At 67.1% G+C, this 16341-nt stretch carries 19 protein-coding genes, 1 tRNA gene and 1 other RNA gene; 10 read left to right on the top strand and 11 right to left on the bottom strand.

Annotation, left to right across the window (positions count from 1 at the left end):
- Window positions 1-6 precede the first annotated feature (6 nt).
- A complete protein-coding gene (gene dapF, locus AB0N61_RS07200; protein ID WP_363362753.1) occupies window positions 7-879 on the top strand; it encodes a diaminopimelate epimerase in 873 nt (290 codons plus the stop codon).
- Complete coding sequence (locus tag AB0N61_RS07195) at window positions 879-1532, top strand: HAD family hydrolase (protein WP_363362751.1); 654 nt, start codon at window positions 879-881, stop codon at window positions 1530-1532. The genes dapF and AB0N61_RS07195 overlap by 1 nt, the downstream gene beginning before the upstream one ends.
- Before the next feature lie 35 nt (window positions 1533-1567).
- Here AB0N61_RS07195 and AB0N61_RS07190 read toward each other — a convergent pair whose 3' ends face one another.
- Window positions 1568-2209 carry a methyltransferase gene (locus AB0N61_RS07190; RefSeq protein WP_167944539.1) on the bottom strand — a complete coding sequence of 214 codons (642 nt, stop codon included), beginning with the start codon at window positions 2207-2209 and terminating at the stop codon, window positions 1568-1570.
- Between the two features lie 68 nt (window positions 2210-2277).
- Here AB0N61_RS07190 and hflX point away from each other — a divergent pair, with 68 nt between their 5' ends.
- Window positions 2278-3789 carry a GTPase HflX gene (hflX, locus tag AB0N61_RS07185; RefSeq protein ID WP_363362749.1) on the top strand — a complete coding sequence of 504 codons (1512 nt, stop codon included), beginning with the start codon at window positions 2278-2280 and terminating at the stop codon, window positions 3787-3789.
- Window positions 3790-3818: 29 nt separating this feature from the next.
- On the opposite strand, the gene AB0N61_RS07180 is transcribed toward hflX, so the two are convergent.
- Window positions 3819-4490 (bottom strand): SIMPL domain-containing protein, encoded by a 672-nt coding sequence (locus tag AB0N61_RS07180; protein WP_363362747.1) that lies wholly within the window; start codon window positions 4488-4490, stop codon window positions 3819-3821.
- Between the two features lie 142 nt (window positions 4491-4632).
- Between AB0N61_RS07180 and ssrA the strand changes: the two genes are divergently transcribed.
- Window positions 4633-5002: a transfer-messenger RNA gene (ssrA, locus tag AB0N61_RS07175) on the top strand.
- Window positions 5003-5288: 286 nt separating this feature from the next.
- On the top strand, window positions 5289-5693 hold the full coding sequence (locus AB0N61_RS07170; protein WP_363362746.1) for a GNAT family N-acetyltransferase: 405 nt from the start codon (window positions 5289-5291) through the stop codon (window positions 5691-5693).
- Window positions 5694-5767: 74 nt separating this feature from the next.
- On the opposite strand, the gene AB0N61_RS07165 is transcribed toward AB0N61_RS07170, so the two are convergent.
- Together AB0N61_RS07165 and AB0N61_RS07160 are read right to left on the bottom strand one after the other, a co-directional pair.
- Window positions 5768-7177 (bottom strand): DUF1524 domain-containing protein, encoded by a 1410-nt coding sequence (locus AB0N61_RS07165; RefSeq protein ID WP_363362744.1) that lies wholly within the window; start codon window positions 7175-7177, stop codon window positions 5768-5770.
- A gap of 125 nt (window positions 7178-7302) precedes the next feature.
- Window positions 7303-8154: a transposase gene (locus AB0N61_RS07160; RefSeq protein WP_363362743.1), complete on the bottom strand. Its 852-nt coding sequence runs from the start codon at window positions 8152-8154 to the stop codon at window positions 7303-7305.
- Between the two features lie 87 nt (window positions 8155-8241).
- Between AB0N61_RS07160 and AB0N61_RS07155 the strand changes: the two genes are divergently transcribed.
- Window positions 8242-8556, top strand: coding sequence for a hypothetical protein (locus AB0N61_RS07155; protein WP_167944530.1), 315 nt, complete (start codon window positions 8242-8244; stop codon window positions 8554-8556).
- A gap of 3 nt (window positions 8557-8559) precedes the next feature.
- Here the strand turns inward: AB0N61_RS07155 and AB0N61_RS07150 are convergent, their stop codons facing one another.
- Together AB0N61_RS07150 and AB0N61_RS07145 are read right to left on the bottom strand one after the other, a co-directional pair.
- Window positions 8560-9123, bottom strand: coding sequence for a hypothetical protein (locus tag AB0N61_RS07150; RefSeq protein ID WP_167944528.1), 564 nt, complete (start codon window positions 9121-9123; stop codon window positions 8560-8562).
- Window positions 9124-9134: 11 nt separating this feature from the next.
- The gene (locus AB0N61_RS07145) at window positions 9135-9941 is read right to left on the bottom strand and encodes an inositol monophosphatase family protein (RefSeq protein WP_363362741.1); all 807 of its coding nucleotides are present in this window, start codon (window positions 9939-9941) and stop codon (window positions 9135-9137) included.
- A gap of 146 nt (window positions 9942-10087) precedes the next feature.
- Between AB0N61_RS07145 and AB0N61_RS07140 the strand changes: the two genes are divergently transcribed.
- Window positions 10088-10160 (top strand) — tRNA-Lys (locus AB0N61_RS07140).
- Window positions 10161-10231: 71 nt separating this feature from the next.
- On the opposite strand, the gene AB0N61_RS07135 is transcribed toward AB0N61_RS07140, so the two are convergent.
- The 4 genes from AB0N61_RS07135 to AB0N61_RS07120 all read right to left on the bottom strand — a co-directional run bounded on the left by AB0N61_RS07135 (window position 10232) and on the right by AB0N61_RS07120 (window position 13223).
- Window positions 10232-10642, bottom strand: a complete 411-nt coding sequence (locus tag AB0N61_RS07135) for a YbaK/EbsC family protein (RefSeq protein ID WP_363362740.1) — start codon at window positions 10640-10642, stop codon at window positions 10232-10234.
- Window positions 10643-10737: 95 nt separating this feature from the next.
- Window positions 10738-11964 (bottom strand): MFS transporter, encoded by a 1227-nt coding sequence (locus tag AB0N61_RS07130; RefSeq protein WP_363362738.1) that lies wholly within the window; start codon window positions 11962-11964, stop codon window positions 10738-10740.
- Window positions 11961-12398: a MarR family transcriptional regulator gene (locus tag AB0N61_RS07125; RefSeq protein WP_363362736.1), complete on the bottom strand. Its 438-nt coding sequence runs from the start codon at window positions 12396-12398 to the stop codon at window positions 11961-11963. The genes AB0N61_RS07130 and AB0N61_RS07125 overlap by 4 nt, the downstream gene beginning before the upstream one ends.
- A 39-nt stretch (window positions 12399-12437) precedes the next feature.
- The gene (locus AB0N61_RS07120) at window positions 12438-13223 is read right to left on the bottom strand and encodes an IclR family transcriptional regulator (RefSeq protein WP_363362734.1); all 786 of its coding nucleotides are present in this window, start codon (window positions 13221-13223) and stop codon (window positions 12438-12440) included.
- A gap of 105 nt (window positions 13224-13328) precedes the next feature.
- On the opposite strand from AB0N61_RS07120, the gene AB0N61_RS07115 reads away from it, so the two are divergent.
- Genes AB0N61_RS07115 through AB0N61_RS07105 form a run of 3 tightly spaced genes read left to right on the top strand, consistent with a single transcriptional unit; the run spans window position 13329 to window position 15980 of the window.
- Window positions 13329-14102: a CoA transferase subunit A gene (locus AB0N61_RS07115; protein ID WP_363362732.1), complete on the top strand. Its 774-nt coding sequence runs from the start codon at window positions 13329-13331 to the stop codon at window positions 14100-14102.
- A 1-nt stretch (window position 14103) separates the two neighbouring features.
- Entirely contained in the window at window positions 14104-14754 is a 651-nt protein-coding gene (locus AB0N61_RS07110) for a CoA transferase subunit B (protein ID WP_363362731.1), read from the top strand.
- Window positions 14751-15980 (top strand): acetyl-CoA C-acetyltransferase, encoded by a 1230-nt coding sequence (locus AB0N61_RS07105; protein WP_363362730.1) that lies wholly within the window; start codon window positions 14751-14753, stop codon window positions 15978-15980. Before AB0N61_RS07110 ends, AB0N61_RS07105 begins: the two co-directional genes overlap by 4 nt.
- Window positions 15981-15984: 4 nt before the next feature.
- On the opposite strand, the gene AB0N61_RS07100 is transcribed toward AB0N61_RS07105, so the two are convergent.
- On the bottom strand, window positions 15985-16266 hold the full coding sequence (locus tag AB0N61_RS07100) for a hypothetical protein (RefSeq protein WP_167944514.1): 282 nt from the start codon (window positions 16264-16266) through the stop codon (window positions 15985-15987).
- Window positions 16267-16341: the final 75 nt, after the last annotated feature.

Below are 16341 nucleotides of genomic sequence, written 5' to 3'. Positions count from 1 at the left end.
GGTCGAATGGTCGCATTCACCAAAGGGCACGGCACCGGCAACGACTTCGTCATCATCGCCGACCCCGATGGCGCACTCGAGCTGAGCTCCGAGCAGGTCGCGGTGCTCTGCGACAGGCATCGTGGCATCGGTGCCGACGGCATCCTCCGTGTCGTTCGCTCCGCGTCGATCGTGGACGGGCGCGCCGCACTCGCCGAGGAGCCGGCAGCCGAGTGGTTCATGGATTACCGCAACGCCGACGGGTCGATCGCCGAGATGTGCGGCAACGGCATCCGGGTCTTCGCGCACTATCTCGTGCGCTCCGGCCTCGCCACGATCGAGCCTGGCTCGACACTTCCCATCGGCACCCGAGCGGGCGTGCGCGATGTGACCCGCAGTGAGACGGGATATCAGGTGGATCTCGGCCTGTGGAAGCTCTCCGGCGACGACCCTCTCGTCACCGCCGACGGGCTTCCGGTCACAAGACCGGGCCTGGGCATCGACGTCGGGAACCCGCATGTCGTGGTCGCTCTCGCGTCCGAGGCGGAACTCGCATCTCTCGAGCTTCACCGTGCGCCGGTGCTCGAGCCCGATCCGCCCGCCGGTGCCAACGTCGAGTTCGTCGTCCCGGGGGAGCCGCTCGTGCGCGACGGTATCGGGCATGTGTCCATGCGCGTCTCGGAACGCGGTGTGGGGGAGACACTCAGCTGCGGCACGGGTGTGGCGGCCACGGCTCTGGCGGTGCGCCACTGGGCGGGTGACAAGGCGCCGGACAACTGGCGGGTCGAGGTGCCGGGTGGCACGCTGGGCGTGCGTATGTTCCCCGCAGAGGACGGTGAGCATGTCGCACTCTCCGGTCCCGCGCAGCTCGTGTTCAGCGGCGAGGTCGACCTGATCTGATGGGGACGACCGGCCCGATCGATCTGGTCATCTTCGACTGCGACGGAGTCCTCGTCGACAGCGAGCGGCTCTCGATCGAGGTGGACCGGAGGGTGCTCGCGGATCTCGGGTGGGAGCTCTCGCACGAGCAGATCCTGCACCGGTTCGTGGGACGCTCCGCTGCACACTTCCGGGCTGAGGTCGAAGCGCACCTCGGAAGGGCGCTTCCCGACGCGTGGGAGACGCCTTACCAGCCGTGGTATCTCGCCGCGTTCGCCGATGAGCTGACGGCGGTGGACGGCGTCGAGACAGCGCTCGACGAGATCAAGACCGCGACGTGCGTGGCATCGAGCGGCACCCACGCGAAGATCCGCAGAACGCTCGGGATGACCCGTCTGCTTCCACGCTTCGACGGCCGGATCTTCAGCGCGGACGACGTGGCGCACGGGAAGCCGGCGCCGGATCTGTTCCTCCATGCGGCTGAGCGGCTCGGGGTGCACCCCGGGCGTTGCGTCGTGGTGGAGGACAGCCGTTTCGGCGTCCGCGCCGCCCGCGCTGCGGGTATGCGCGTGTTCGGTTATGCGGGCGGGCTCACGCCGTCGGACTGGCTGGAACGTGAAGGTGCGGTCGTCTTCACCGACATGCGCGACCTGCCCCGGCTGATGGCTCGCTGACGACGTCGCGGTGCCGGGTCGGCCGAGAGCGCCCCTCAGACGAGAGCGATCGGCTCGGTCGGGGGAGTGCCGTGCTTGCGCACCTTCAGGATTCGGTAGCCCTTGGAGGTCGCAGTGCGGTGCACGCTGTATCCCGGTTGGAATGTCGCCCCGATCCACCGCTGCAGAGAATCCGCGCCGAGGTTGCGCTGCACGACGAGCCACGCGTCGCTGCGCTCGTCGAGGCGGGGAATCCACTTCTCGAGCAGGCCGTGGAGTTCGTTCTTGCCGACTCGGATCGGGGGGTTCGAGCGGATCGATCGGAATGTCACATCAGCGGGAACATCCTCCGGCAACGATGCGTTGACGTTAGTGAGACCATGAGCAGCGGCGTTGCGTCGCACGAGATCGAGAGCCCGCTCGTTCACATCGACCGCCCACACAGTCGCATGAGGTGCAGCCAGTGCCATCGACAGCGTGATCGGACCCCACCCGCTTCCGAGATCGAGAAGGTGCCCTCCCGGCGGAACCGGAGGCATGTTGGCGAGAAGAACGGCAGTACCGGCATCCAGCCGATCCGGGCTGAAGACGCCGCCAGCAGTCGTGACGTCCAGCTCTCGGCCTGCGAGCGTCACACGGATCGATCGCAGGTTCTCGGGGCTTGCCGGGGCCGCAGTGAAGTAATGGTCGGACCCCATACCGTGAGCGTAGCGGACAGCGCGGGCTAAGGTTAAGGCTCGCAACAAAACCCAGAGATAAGGGACGGATGACGGAGACCAGCACACACTCCACAGGTGACGAAGCAGTCGATCGCGTACTCGCGAATGCGGAGAGGCGGACGGAGGCTCGCGTCTTCGGTGCCGCGCAGGCGCTGCAGGACCAGTCCACCGCGTCACACGCGTTCTCGGACGGCGACCAGTGGGACCTCGAGGATCGTCATGCGCTTCGGCGTGTCGGCGGTCTCTCCACCGAACTCGAAGACGTCACCGAGGTCGAGTACCGCCAGCTTCGTCTCGAGAACGTCGTGCTGGTCGGTGTGTACCCGCAGGGAGCACAGGAGGACGCGGAGAACTCGCTTCGCGAGCTGGCCGCCCTCGCGGAGACCGCGGGTGCGGTCGTTCTCGACGGTGTTCTTCAGCGACGGCCGCATCCGGATGCCGCGACGTATATAGGCCGCGGAAAGGCGCAGGAGCTGAAGGACATCGTGGTGGCGACGAATGCCGACACCGTGATCGCCGACACCGAACTCGCGCCGAGTCAGCGACGAGCTCTCGAGGACGTCGTCAAGGTCAAGGTCATCGACCGCACCACTGTCATCCTCGACATCTTCAGCCAGCACGCCAAGAGCCGTGAGGGCAAGGCGCAGGTCGAACTGGCGCAGCTCGAGTACCTCCTGCCGCGCCTGCGCGGCTGGGGTGATTCGATGAGCCGTCAGGCAGGTGGCCAGGTGGGAGCGGGCGGCGCCGGTATGGGCTCGCGTGGTCCGGGCGAGACGAAGATCGAGCTCGACCGTCGCCGCATCCGCACCAAGATGGCCCTGCTGCGTCGACAGATCCGCGACTTCGGCCCGGCGCGAGAAGCGAAGCGTGCCGAGCGCAAGCGCAACACGATTCCCTCCGTTGCCATCGCCGGCTACACCAACGCCGGCAAGTCGAGTCTCCTCAACGCCCTCACGAGCGCGGGGGTGCTCGTGGAGAACGCACTGTTCGCGACGCTGGATGCGACGGTTCGCCGCTCCGAGACATCGGACGGGCGTGTCTACACCCTGACGGACACGGTCGGCTTCGTCCGCAACCTTCCCCACCAGCTCGTCGAGGCGTTCCGCTCGACCCTCGAAGAGGTCGGCGACGCAGACGTGGTCCTGCACGTGGTCGACGGATCGCACCCCGATCCCGCCGGTCAGCTCCAGACCGTTCGAGACGTGATGGGCGACGTCGGTGTGCGTGACATGCCCGAGCTCGTGGTGTTCAACAAAGCCGATCTGATCGATGACGACGAGCGACTCGTGCTGCGTGGTCTCGAGCCCAAGGCGCACTTCGTCTCGTCGCGGTCGGGGGAGGGCATCGATGAGCTTCGAGCATCCATCGAAGAGGCGCTTCCGAAGCCCGCAGTCGAAGTGCACGCGGTGATTCCTTACGACCGCGGCGATCTGGTCGCTGCGATCCATGAGACCGGCATGCTGCTGAGCGTGGATCACGGTGAGCAGGGGACTGTCGTCCACGCTCGTGTGTCGGAGCGGCTCGCCGCCGATCTGGCTCCCTTCGCGGTCGGCGCCTGACCGGATCCATCCCCAGTGCAGCGCTGAGTTCAGCGCGCGAGGAACCGGGCCTCGACCGTTGCCGAGATGACGATCTCGTCGGGTTCGTAGTCCATGGATGGCCCGCTCGCATCGCCGGACTCCTGCATCATGGCCGCGCGCATCTTGGGCGCGCCGGGGAACGGCTGGACGGGTGCGGGAGCGATGAGCCCGGCATCCGCGATCTCGACAGGCGCGATGGCACCGAGTCCGAGAGCTGTCGCGTACGCCTGCGCGCGCGCGACGGCGACGGCGACCGCGTGCGCAGCGACTTCTCGTTCGACCCGTGAGCTCGTCTCAGGGGTGAGATGCCAGTTCACCCATCCGACCTCGACTCCGTCCCATGCCGATACATCCGATACCCAGACGGACAGCTCCGAAGCTTCGGCGAAGGTCGCCGTCAGATCGACGCTGGCGTAGTAGACAGGTGCGAGACGCTTGCCCTCGGCGCTCCACGGGCGCTCGGCTCGCACCGACAGCTGCTTGCTGGACCAGTCGACGACGACGCCCGTCTCCCGCCTCGCGGTGATGCTCTCGCGCACCGGCTCGGCGAGATGCATGACCCGATCGACCACTTCCGCACGGTCTGGCCCATCGGCTCGGACGCTGACGCGGATGGTCGCGCGCTCGGGTGCGACCCGGGCCTCATGCTCGCCGCGGACGGTGATGGTGACTTCGCTCATGTCGCGACTCTACGCCAGCGCGCTCCTGAGGCGCGGAATGGCGAAGGCCTCGCGAACGTTGTAGTCTATGAGGCTCGGGGACTCCGGTGCCCGAGATGAAAACTCAACAGTGTGACAGCGGCTCCTTCGAGAGAAGGACCACGGGGCTGATCGGTTTCGACAGCGCCTGTGAATCCACGAGAAGCGGGCCGAGGATGCAGAGTTATCTCGTAAACGCTCTCTGCAAAACAATAGTTGCCGAAACCAAGCGCAACGACTTCGCCCTCGCTGCATAAGCGAGCCCGATAGTCCGTCAGGCCGTATGTGATTCCGATACGGATCCTGGCGTCATCTAGGAATCTTGCTGCGTGACGGCGTCTGGACGTCACGTGGGACTCTTCCCAGGCTGGGCTCGTCGACTTAGGTGTCTGTGACAAAGGTCGGAGCCGAGCAGAACGTCTTCACAGACTGCGCCCGGAGAAGGCGTGGAGACTCAGCGTTGGACGGGGGTTCGATTCCCCCCAGCTCCACCAGGTCGCTGTCACAAGCAAGAAGGCCCGCCTCCCTGGTGATCACTGGGGAGGCGGGCCTTTTTGCGTTGTACGCCGCTTGTCGGGCCGCGAGTCCTGCCCCACTTCGCCCATATCAGCGGCGGTCGCGTGTTCGTCGAGCAGATTCGCGACGTCGCAACCCCAACCGACTCCCGGGCTGCATCCGAGAGAGGCTATCCAAGCGGTGGAGTCCGGAGCGGATCGCCCAGAAGCCGCACCTGCATTTCCCATGCGTTGACCGAGTGAGAACCCCAATAGGCTTCTTGTCGTGTTTCTGACTCTGGTCCCGCCGTCCGCTGCCGAATTCAAGACCCTTTACGACCAGACGGGCTGGGCGGACCTCTCCCTCTCGACGTGTGAATCCGCCCTGGCCGGCAGTTGGATCGTATGCGCAGCCCGTGAGAGCGACGGCGAACTTATCGGAATGGGTCGTCTGATCAGCGATGGCGCGCTGCATGCGTTCGTGACCGAGATGCTCGTCACCGACCGAGCACGCGGCAAGGGCACGGGGGCACGCATCCTCCGGACGCTTGTCCGAGAAGCGAAAGCACGCGGCGTCAGCGACATCCAACTCTTCGCCGCCCGAGACCGCAGCGGATTCTACGAACGAAACGGCTTTCGCCGCCGGCCTGCTGACGCGCCAGGCATGGACCTATCCGACGCCACCGAGTAACGACGACCTCTCAGCGACTTTCGTGTTGCACCGACTACTGGAATCGGCGAACTCTCAGCTCCGTTTGCTGCGACCTACGGGGCTCCAGGGAGGCTCTCGCAGGGGATGCCGTCGTTGTCGAAGTCGAGTTTCGCGATGTCGCCGTAGTACGGGTAGTACCGGTCGAACCATTCCTTCGCCGCAGCGTAGGTCGCGAAGTCGGTGCAGTTCCTCGTGTCGCCGGGGTTCGCCGGCTGCTGAGGCGGCTGAGGCGGCTGAGTCGGCTGGGGCTGCTGCGGGGGCTGGGGGACCGGGATGCCCGCTGCCGGCACGCGGAAGTTCTCTCCTTCGTAGACCCACACCCGCCACCACTTGGCGAGGACCGCGTCTCGTTCCGCCGCGTCGGCGGTGTAGAAGTGATGGGCCGCGGAGTTGGACCAGAACCGCGCCACGGGAACAGTGTCAGCCTGTGCGGAGTTCGCCGGGTAGACGTAGTAGGCGATCCCTTCGTCCTTCCAGATGTTCGGCCACTTGGCGATCACCGCCGCACGCTCGGCGGGGTCCGCGGTGTAGAAGTGCCCCGAGTAGGTGCTGCTCCAGAATCTGTAGAGCGGGATCGTGCCGGCGACCTGGGTCGTGAACGCGGTGTACCGCTGCCCCTCATACGTCCAGACGTTCGGCCAGCGGGCGATGATCTGATCGCGCTCCGTCGGGTTCGTGGTGAAGAAGTGACCCTGATACACAGGGCTCCAGAACCGGTACACGCCGACGGGTTCTGGTAGCGGCGGAGCGGACGGCTGTCCGACGGTCGGCATCGCAGGGAGCCGGGTCTCCCACCATTGCGCGCCGCACTCTGCGAGGAGTGTCTGGATGGCGCTCTTCTCGTTGGGATCGACGGAGAGGTTCCATCGCCATTTCACGGCGACCCATTCCGCGATGTAGGTGCACCGCGCGTCGCGATAAGAGGGCAACCAGGATGCGGGATCCTTATCGGCCTTGGCGGTGTTCACGGCGGCGGTGACCATGGTCAGAGTGCGGTAGTCGTCGACGTCGTTGGCGTATCCCTGTCGCTGTGCGTCCGTCCACGCCCATGCTCCGGACACCCAGGCCTCCTTGAGCGCGACCAGATGGTCCATCTCGATTGCGGCGGGGTCGATGTGCGTGACGTTGTCGTAGTACGACAGCCACTGGCCCGCAGTGACGGTGCACGCGTCTGTCACGGTCGCGGGGACGTCCGTCTCCTCGAGGAGCACCTCCTGGCGGGTGCGGCACCCGTCGCCGTCGAGATCCGCGCCTTCGAAGAACAGGTCGCGGTTGTACTTCACGGTGGAGGGCGCCTCGACGCGCAACTGGTCGAGAAGCGTGGCGACGAGGATCCACTCCTCCGATGCCGGAGATGACGCAGATGCCGGCACCGAGGGCGACGCTGATGCCGCCGCCGGCGTGAGCGGTGCCGCCACGACAGCGGCCGCCACGAGAGCGGCACCCAGGACCCGATTGCGCATGCCACTCCCCGTGAGTTCGGCTCCGCCGTGGAGCCTCCGCGCTCAGGATACACACAGAATACCGGTGTGCTGTCGAGCTCGTTCCGGATCTCCGACGCGCGTCGACGCGTGCTCCGCGTAGGTCCTCAGCCAGAGGCGAGTCGGTCGAGCGCCTCCTGCGCGGTGCGGAGGTGCTCCTCCGACTCCCGCACTCGTCTGGCCAGCGATTCGTGCTCGGTCTTCGCCTCCTCGGCGTCGCCTCGGGCACGCTTCATGTCGCGGCGCACCCTCTCCAGCTCGGCCTCGAGGTCACGCTCGCGGCGTTCCAGGTCGTCGATGTCTGCCAGGGCGTCGCGAAGTGCGCGATCGGCTGCGGCCGACTCGCGGACCATGCGGTCGTGCTCCTTCTCGGATTCTCTGACCGCGCGTTCCGCGTCTCGCCGCTCTCTGCGCGCGGCGACCTCGTCCAGAGGCTTCGCGATCGTGGGCGCGGCAGCGGCACCGCCGCCGACGATGCTGTCGGCGATGTCTGCGAACGTGCCAGCGGGCTCCAGCTCTCGCACGAGCCTCCCGGATGCGACTGCTGCAGCTGCGGTCGCGTCGAAGAAGGCCGCGCTGATGGTCTGCTGGACCGCCTCCTTCGTCGACGCGGTCACGCGCTGTCCACGTGCTTCCGCGAGCTCGACCGCGTCCGCCGCGAGACGACTCGTGAGCGCACGCCGGTCTCGACCGAGCTGGGCGAGTGCCCGAGCGTCCAGATCCGCCTGTGCATCGCGGAGCTCCTCGGCGAGCTGCAGTGCTTCTCCGAGTCGAGCGCCCCGCTCGTGTGCGAAGACGTTCACCACCCAGGCGGCGACCGACGGCTTCTTCAACCCGCGAATCCCGGCGGCGAGATCCGGGTCGCCGACCTCGGCGGCACGAGCGTTCCGTGCGGCCACGAAATCCGAGGGCGACCCGGTGTAGAGACCCAGCGCGATCTCGGCGAGCTCAGAGTCCATGGGTGCGACGATACACCGCGCAAAAACGACTCCCAGGACAGGGGCGTCCGAGCGTCGGCTGACTCGTTAGCCAGTATTCTGGTTCGCATGGCAACGCTGTTCTATGGCGCGTCGGACGTCCCGATCCACATCGAGGACCGAGCGCTCGCCCATCTGAAGATCGTGATCGCGACCAAGCTGCGTCGCCAGGAGAGCTTCACCCTGTCGTGGCGTCACCCGGAGGGCGAACCCGGCGGACGCTCGACCATCTGGATCCATCCGTCCATACCGCTGCGCTTCACTTTCGACGAGCCGGAGCAGCCGCAGGTGAACGGGAGATGGATCGACGACCTGATGCAGTCCGTCAACTCGACGGGCGGCATCCTTCTGGTCGACGAGGTGATCGACTCGCCCGTGCAGTGAGCGTCAGCCCGCCCACTCGATCAGGATGAGTCCCTGGCGCGTGTCCGCGAACTTCACCCATCCGTCGCCGAACAGGTACGTCATTCCGTATCCGTCCTCGTCGGTGCCCATCGCGAACTGCGGGTTCTCGGTGATGTAGATGCCATCGGGCCCGTCTTCGCGGGTCCAGCCCTCACCGATCAGGGCGTTCTGTGCGGCCGTGGCATCCTCGGCGCTGATCGTCGACCAGCCGTAGAGCTGCCCGTGATCGGATGCGACGCTGTAGTCGGCCCAGAAGCACAGCAGACCGTCGGCGAGCGTCACCCCGCCCACCACGAACTCCTTCTCCTCGAAGCTCCAGCCCTGATCGGTGAGAGCCTTCACGGTCCCGGCTGAGACGATGGTGTCGCAGGCCGGCCCCGCCGTCGGCGAGGGGGTCGGAGTGGTTGCCGGCTCGGCGGTCGCTGTGGGGGAGGGCTTCGGAGCGTCGGGCGTCGGCGAGGGCGCGCTCTCGGGCGTCGCTGCACAGGAGACGAGCGCCACGGTGAGCAGGAGTGCGCCGAGTGCGGCGGAGGTGAGGCGGTTCATCGCGCGAGCCTTCATCGGGGATCAGCGTGCAGGAGTTCGAGAAAGGCATCGTGGAGGATGCCGTTGGTGGCAAGAGCCGACAGGTCGGAGATCGTCTCGGCGCCGTCGAATCCGGTCATCCGTCCTCCTGCCTCGCGCACGATCGGGACTGCGGCCGCGACGTCGTACTCCTTGACGCCGAATTCCGCGACCATGTCGATCCGCCCCTCCGCCAGGAGCATGTAGGCGTAGATGTCGCCGTACGCGCGATCGCGCCACACCCTGTCGGCCAGGGTCAGCAGCTGATCGAGGTGTCCGGACTCCGCCCACTGGGTGATGCTTTGGAAGCTCACGCTGGCGTCGTCGAGAGACGCCACGGACGATGCTGTGATCCGGCGCGGCTCGGCCTCGGTCCCGGTCCACGCGCCGGAGCCCGCGGCGGCCCACCAACGGCGTCCGAGTGCGGGCATGCTGACCACTCCGACCTCTGACACCCCGTCCACGGCGAGAGCGATCATCGTGCCCCACAGCGGCACCCCTCGCAGGAAGTTCGCGGTGCCGTCGATGGGATCGATGATCCACTGGCGGTGGGTGCTGCCCTCGGCGCCGAACTCCTCGCCGAAGATGCCGTCGTCGGGTCGCTCGGACGACAGGATGGCGCGTATCGCCCGCTCAGTGGCCAGGTCCGCATCCGTGACATGCGAGTTGTCGGCTTTGGTCGAGACCTCGAGGTCGGCGCTGTCGAACCGAGGGAGTGACTGCGCGTCAGCGGCGTCGGCAAGTCGAAGGGCCAGGGCGAGGTCGCGCGAGAAGTCGTCGACGCGGGGGGAGGCGGTCACCTCTCCAGGATAACCGCCCCGTCCCGGGAGCCTGAGAGGCATCGACACGGGGCGACACGCGCGGCGAACACGTGAGACCCGACTCGATTTCGCACCGCGGCGCTCGGCTGGTAATGTAATTCCTCGGCCGGGGAATACCGCGCCACGCACCTCTAGCTCAATCGGCAGAGCAACTGACTCTTAATCAGTGGGTTCTGGGTTCAAGTCCCAGGGGGTGCACGGATAAGCCCTGATGACTCTCGCCAGTCATCGGGGCTTTTCTGTGTCTGCAGGATGCCGGAATAGGTCGATCAGGCGACCACGATGACCTCGCCGCCGGTGAGGTGCCGCAGGCTCTCGAAGGTGAGCGGCATCACGGTGTGCGGGTGCCCCGCGGCCGCCCAGATCTCCTCGTGGACTTCGAGGTCCTCATCGATGAAGGTGCGCAACGGGGTCGGATGACCGACCGGCGCGACGCCGCCGATCGCCTGCCCCGTGGAGTCGCGGACGACGGATGCCGGAGCCATCATCACGGATGCCACCCCGATGCTTCGCGCGAGCACGTCGAGGTCAGCGCGGTGGCCGCCGCTGGTCATGACGAGCACGGGGGAGCCTTCGGCGATGAACACCAGGCTGTTGGCGATGGCCGCGACGTCGCAGCCGATCGCCGCTGCCGCCTCCGACGCGGTACGTGCCGCGTCGGGAAGGACGGATCTCGGCATCGATACCTGCGTCGGACAGATGCTGCTGCACGAGCCTGCTGCGTTCGGGGAGGTCGGTCATCGCCCCACGGTATCGAACGCAGCAGGCTGTGCGGTCACGCGGCGTCGCCGAGCAGGATGGACTGGGCGTCTTCGATCACGGCGTCGTCGGGCTCGTCATCGATGTGCGCGAGGATCTTCCGACCGAGGAAGATCGTCGCTGCCGCGAGAAGCACCGCGATCGCCGCGACCAGATAGGGGATCGTCGCGGTGAACGCGTGCCAGAGGGCCGCGGCGAGCGGCGGAGCGATGGCTCCGCCGAGGAACCGGACGGACGAGTATGCCGACGATGCGACCGAGCGGGGCAGATCCGTGGCCTCCATCACGGCTTCGGTGAGCACGGTGTTCATCACGCCCAGCAGCAGTCCGCCGATGACGATGCACGTGACCAGCGCGGCCGCGGAGTCCACCATCAGCCCTGCCGCGATCAGATCGACGGCGAGAAGCGGCAGAACGGTGAGGATCACGCGGGTACGAGACATGCGGCGCATGAGCAGAGGAGCGACCCAGACGCTCGTGATGGCGAGGGCGACGCCCCAGCCGAAGAACGTGAACCCGATTCCCATGGCCCCGAATCCGAGGGGGAACGGCGAGAACGCGAGCAGGATGAAGAAGCCGATGTTGTAGAAGAAGGCCGCGATCGCGAGGATCGCGAGCGCAGGGCGACCCAGTGCCCTGAAGGGCGCCGAGAACGCCACCGGCGTGCGCTTCTCCTCAGTGCCGCGCAGCAGCACGAGCACGGCCAGGAATGCGATCGCCATGAGCACGACCACGCCGAAGAACGGCGCGCGCCAGCTCTGCTCGCCAAGCAGGCCGCCCAGGAGCGGTCCGATGGCGATGCCGAGACCGAGGGCCGCCTCATAGAGGATGATCGCTGCCGAGCTCCCTCCTGATGCCGCGCCCACGATCGTGGCGAGAGCGGTGGAGATGAACAGCGCGTTGCCCAGACCCCACCCTGCGCGGAAGCCGATGACCGCGTCGACGCTGCCGCTGAGCGCACAGAGCAGTGCGAACACCACGATGAGCGCCAGCCCGATCAGAAGCGTCTTCTTCGCACCGATCCTGCTCGAGATCCAACTGGTCACGAGCATCGCGAGGCCCGTGACCGCGAGATAGCTCGTGAACAGGAGCTCGGTCTCGAACGGGGTCGCCTGCAGGGATTCGGCGATCGCGGGGAGGATCGGATCCACCAGGCCGATCCCCATGAATGCGACGACGCACGCGAAGGCGACGGCCCAGACCTGGGCTGGTTGCTTCCACACTGAGGTGGCGGGGGTGTTCACGCTGCTGCTCCTGTCGAGTCGGTGGTGGTGTGCGCCGCGAGGATCTCGGCGGCGCGGGTCAGGATGATCCACTCATCGGCGTCGAGATGAGCGAAACGAGGTGCGAGCGTGTCGCGGAACTCTTCGCGCCACGCCTGCAGGGCATGGGAGCCTGACGTGGTGATCGCGACGGCGGTCGCCCGGGAGTCCTCAGCGACCGGGGAGCGGAGGACGAGTCCCTCGCGCTCGAGATTCCCGATGAGCCGGGTCATCCCCGGTTGAGTCGTTCGCGCCGCTGCCGCGAGCTCTCCGACGCGTTTCGGGCCGGACTGCTCGAGCAGGCTCAGCACGCGCCACTGCGCCGCGGGGGCGTCGTTGCCGGCGTCCTGAGCGGCGATCCTGCCGAGCGCATACCCGGAGAGCACCAGCGAAGGAATGACATCCTGACGATTCATACCAAGAAGTATATACCTTTTGATATGTATTGCAGAGTGTCAGCGTCGAGACCCCGCGATCCGGGCCGACAGCTGATGCGCATGGGCGAGGAGGGTTCTTCCCAGCTCCCCGATCCGATCGGGGCCGAAGCGGAAGCCCACCCCGGTGAGACTCAGGGCCCATTCCGGTCGTCCCGATCGATCGAAGACGGCTGCGCCGAGACCCCAGCTGCCCTCGACGATCAGCCCCGGGTTCACGCCGTATCCTCGCTCCTTCGTCTCTGCCAGTCGCGTCCTCAGGGGCGCGACGCCGTGGGACCTGCCCCAGGTGGTCGCGAGCTCGGGGTGGCGGTCGAGGTAGGCGTCCACATCGTGGTCAGGCAGGAACGCCAGGATGGCAAGTCCGGCGCTGGCCACGCCGAGAGGAAAGCGCACGCCCTCGCTCAGCACGAAGGATCGGATCGGGAAGGATCCCTCTTCTCGAAGCAGGCACACGGTCTCGTCGGCGCGGCGCACGGAGAGAAAGGCGCTCTCCTCGGTCTTGACCGCGAGTGAGCGGACGATGTCGCGCGCCAGCGCGGTCACGTCGTAGCGCGCTGCGGCGACTGACCCCATGAGGAAGAGCTCCGGTCCCGGCATCCAGCGAGCCGTCGACTCATCGCGGTCGACCAGCCCCTCGGCGCGTAGGGCCGACAGAAGGCGGTGGGCGGTCGAGCGGGACAGACCTGCGGACCCGGCGAGCTCCTGGAGCGAGGCGCCATCGAGCCCGCTCGACGTCACCAGTCGGAGGAGCTTGGCGGCGCGTGCGATCGCCTGCGCTCCGGGAACGACGGAGGTAGATTCCATAATGTGGACGCTAGGCCAGGAAGCGTCCACATCACAACCGTGTTCTTTCCTTGACGAGCGTGAAGGCGGATGCTGAAGGGACAAGCGTCATTCGAAGGAGCATGCGTGATCGACAAGCAGTGGGCCAGTGCCGAAGAAGCGGTCGCAGACATCCATGACGGTGCGTCTCTCGCCGTCGGAGGATTCGGGCTCTCCGGGAATCCGATCGCGCTGATCGAGGCGCTGCTCGCCCAGGGCACGAGCGGTCTCAGCATCGTGAGCAACAACTGCGGAGTCGACGACTGGGGGCTCGGCATCCTGCTCGCGGCTCGCCGCATCCGCAAGATGACCTCGTCGTACGTCGGAGAGAACAAGGAGTTCGAGCGGCAGTTCCTCTCCGGTGAACTCGAGCTCGAGCTCACGCCGCAGGGAACGCTGGCTGAGAAGCTCCGTGCGGGAGGGGCGGGGATCGCAGCGTTCTTTACGCAGACCGGTGTGGGTACGCAGGTCGCCGAAGGCGGGCTCCCGCGACGATACAGCGGTGTCGGCAGCGTCGAGACGGCCTCTCCGGCGAAGGACGTGCGCACCTTCGACACCGCCGCCGGGCCTCGCGAGTACGTGCTGGAAGAGGCGATCACGACCGACTTCGCGCTGGTGCACGCGCTGGCGGGGGACAGGCACGGCAACCTGATCTTCAACAAGGCGGCACGGAACTTCAATCCGCTCGCGGCGATGGCCGGACGCGTCTGCATCGCCCAGGTCGAGCAGCTCGTCGACCCCGGCGAGCTCGATCCGGACCGCGTTCACCTGCCGGGCGTCTTCGTCCACCGAGTCATCGAGGTGGGGACGGACATCCCCAAGCGCATCGAGCGCCGAACCGTCGCGGCGGAAGGAGTCTGAGATGGTGCTCACACGCGATGAGATGGCAGCTCGCGCTGCCGCAGAGCTGCGCGACGGCTCGTACGTCAATCTCGGGATCGGCCTGCCGACTCTCGTGCCGAACCACGTTCCGCGACACGTGACCGTCGTGCTGCAGTCGGAGAACGGCATCCTCGGCGTCGGGCCATACCCTCATGAGGACTCGGTGGATCCGGACCTGATCAATGCCGGCAAGGAGACGGTGACGGTGCTCCCCGGTGCCGCGTACTTCGACTCCGCGACGAGTTTCGGGATGATCCGCGGGGGCAAGATCGACGCGGCGATCCTCGGGGCCATGCAGGTGTCCGCAACCGGAGACCTCGCGAACTGGATGATCCCGGGCAAGATGGTGAAGGGACCCGGCGGCGCGATGGATCTCGTGCATGGTGCCGCGCGCGTCATCGTGCTGATGGAGCACACCGCCAAAGACGGATCGGCGAAGATCGTGCGCGACTGCTCGCTTCCGCTCACCGGCCGAGGAGTGGTCGACCGCATCATCACCGACATGGCGGTGATCGACGTCACACCGGACGGTCTCGCGCTCGTCGAGCTCGCGCCGGGCGTGACGGTCGAGCAGGTGGTGGCGGCGACGGAGCCGGCCCTCACGATCCCCGACGAACTGCACCACCGATGACTGCACAGAACGGAGAGGTGGAGATGCACCCCCAGGACCACTCGAGTGACGACGACGTCGTCATCGCCGCCGCGGCGCGCACCCCCCAGGGCCGTCTCAAGGGACAGCTGGCGAGCTTCAGTGCGCCGGAGCTCGGCGCTGTCGCGATCAGGGGCGCCCTCGACCAGGCATCCATCGACCCATCAGCCGTGGATGCCGTGATCGTCGGCCAGGTGCTCGCTGCGGGCTCCGGTCAGAACGCAGCGAGACAGGCGGCGATCGGAGCGGGTATCGGATGGGATGTTCCGGCGCACTCCGTGAACAAAGTGTGCCTCTCCGGTCTCACGGCGATCATCGACGCGTCTCGGATGATCCGCACAGGTGACGCTGACGTCGTCGTCGCTGCCGGCATGGAGTCCATGACCAGGGCCCCGCACCTGCTCATGGGCTCGCGGGACGGCTGGACCTATGGGAGCGTCGAGGTGCTCGATCACATGGCGCATGACGGTCTCACCGATGCCTACGACAGAGAGAGCATGGGGGCGTCCACCGAGCGCCACAACGCCCGCTACGAGCTGACGCGTGCTGCTCAGGACGAGGTCGCGGCCCTGTCCCACCAGCGTGCTGCGGCGGCGCAGGCCGCCGGGGTGTTCGATGACGAGATCGTGTCCGTCGCTGTGCCCCAGCGCCGGGGGGAGCCGCTGCTCATCACCGCCGACGAGGGCATCCGGCCAGACACGACCGTCGAGTCGCTCGCGGGGCTTCGTGCCGCGTTCGCCGAAGGCGGCTCGATCACGGCGGGCAACTCGTCGCAGATCTCCGACGGAGCATCGGCGGTCGTCGTGACCACCCGCAGCACGGCGGTGGACAGAGGCTGGCCGGTGCTCGTCACGGTCGGCGCCAGCGGGCAGACCGCAGGACCGGACTACTCTCTGCAGGCGCAGCCGGCACGCGCGATCGAACGCGCGTGCGAGAAGCAGGGCATCGCACCCGCTGATCTCGACCTGGTCGAGATCAATGAGGCATTCGGAGCCGTGGTCGCCCGGTCGCAGCTCGAGCTCGGGCTCTCCAGCGACACCGTGAACGTCCATGGCGGCGGCATCGCGATCGGTCATCCGATCGGCGCGTCAGGCACACGACTGGTCGTCCACGTCGCGCATGAGCTCGCGCGCCGAGGGGGCGGCGTCGCCGCCGTGGGACTGTGTGGGGGAGGCGGTCAGGGGGAGGCGTTGATCCTCACCCGATGAGGCCTCAGCGCTTGATGGGCTTCACGCCCTGGGAGCGCTGCTTCTTGGCTTCCTTCTCGCGCTCCTTCTGCTGCTTCGCATAGACGGGGGAGTCCGGGGAGACGGAGCGCCCCTGCTTGGCCCGACGGGTGTCGACGACGGCGCCGATCGACAGGGCGAGCGTGATGCCCCAGCTCACCCAGGCCAGGGCGGAGCGCCAGGTGAGCTTGGTGTCGCGGGATCCGCGGAGCAGGGTGACGCCCGTCATGATCGCGCCGACGATTCCGGTGCCCGAGAGGTAGTTCATGGCTTCACGCTACCTGTCGACGGCGCCTCGCGCGCTGCCTTGACAATGCGGGGCGGATTCTGTCAGAGCCGGTCC

It is taken from the genome of Microbacterium sp. NPDC089320 (genome assembly GCF_040684875.1).
In the GTDB taxonomy this organism is placed as follows: domain Bacteria; phylum Actinomycetota; class Actinomycetes; order Actinomycetales; family Microbacteriaceae; genus Microbacterium.
The sequence above is the reverse complement of the archived record's forward strand: the minus strand, read 5'-3'. Positions and strand labels throughout refer to the sequence as shown.

Excerpts from the sequence above, each read along its gene's own strand:
- dapF (WP_363362753.1), top strand. The coding sequence starts at position 7 with ATGGTCGCATTCACCAAAGGGCACGGCACCGGCAACGACTTCGTCATC.
- AB0N61_RS07195 (WP_363362751.1), top strand. The coding sequence starts at position 879 with ATGGGGACGACCGGCCCGATCGATCTGGTCATCTTCGACTGCGACGGA.
- AB0N61_RS07190 (WP_167944539.1), bottom strand. The coding sequence starts at position 2,209 with ATGGGGTCCGACCATTACTTCACTGCGGCCCCGGCAAGCCCCGAGAAC.
- hflX (WP_363362749.1), top strand. The coding sequence starts at position 2,278 with ATGACGGAGACCAGCACACACTCCACAGGTGACGAAGCAGTCGATCGC.
- AB0N61_RS07180 (WP_363362747.1), bottom strand. The coding sequence starts at position 4,490 with ATGAGCGAAGTCACCATCACCGTCCGCGGCGAGCATGAGGCCCGGGTC.
- AB0N61_RS07165 (WP_363362744.1), bottom strand. The coding sequence starts at position 7,177 with ATGCGCAATCGGGTCCTGGGTGCCGCTCTCGTGGCGGCCGCTGTCGTG.
- AB0N61_RS07160 (WP_363362743.1), bottom strand. The coding sequence starts at position 8,154 with ATGGACTCTGAGCTCGCCGAGATCGCGCTGGGTCTCTACACCGGGTCG.
- AB0N61_RS07155 (WP_167944530.1), top strand. The coding sequence starts at position 8,242 with ATGGCAACGCTGTTCTATGGCGCGTCGGACGTCCCGATCCACATCGAG.
- AB0N61_RS07150 (WP_167944528.1), bottom strand. The coding sequence starts at position 9,123 with ATGAACCGCCTCACCTCCGCCGCACTCGGCGCACTCCTGCTCACCGTG.
- AB0N61_RS07135 (WP_363362740.1), bottom strand. The coding sequence starts at position 10,642 with ATGCCGAGATCCGTCCTTCCCGACGCGGCACGTACCGCGTCGGAGGCG.
- AB0N61_RS07125 (WP_363362736.1), bottom strand. The coding sequence starts at position 12,398 with ATGAATCGTCAGGATGTCATTCCTTCGCTGGTGCTCTCCGGGTATGCG.
- AB0N61_RS07120 (WP_363362734.1), bottom strand. The coding sequence starts at position 13,223 with ATGGAATCTACCTCCGTCGTTCCCGGAGCGCAGGCGATCGCACGCGCC.
- AB0N61_RS07110 (WP_363362731.1), top strand. The coding sequence starts at position 14,104 with ATGGTGCTCACACGCGATGAGATGGCAGCTCGCGCTGCCGCAGAGCTG.
- AB0N61_RS07105 (WP_363362730.1), top strand. The coding sequence starts at position 14,751 with ATGACTGCACAGAACGGAGAGGTGGAGATGCACCCCCAGGACCACTCG.
- AB0N61_RS07100 (WP_167944514.1), bottom strand. The coding sequence starts at position 16,266 with ATGAACTACCTCTCGGGCACCGGAATCGTCGGCGCGATCATGACGGGC.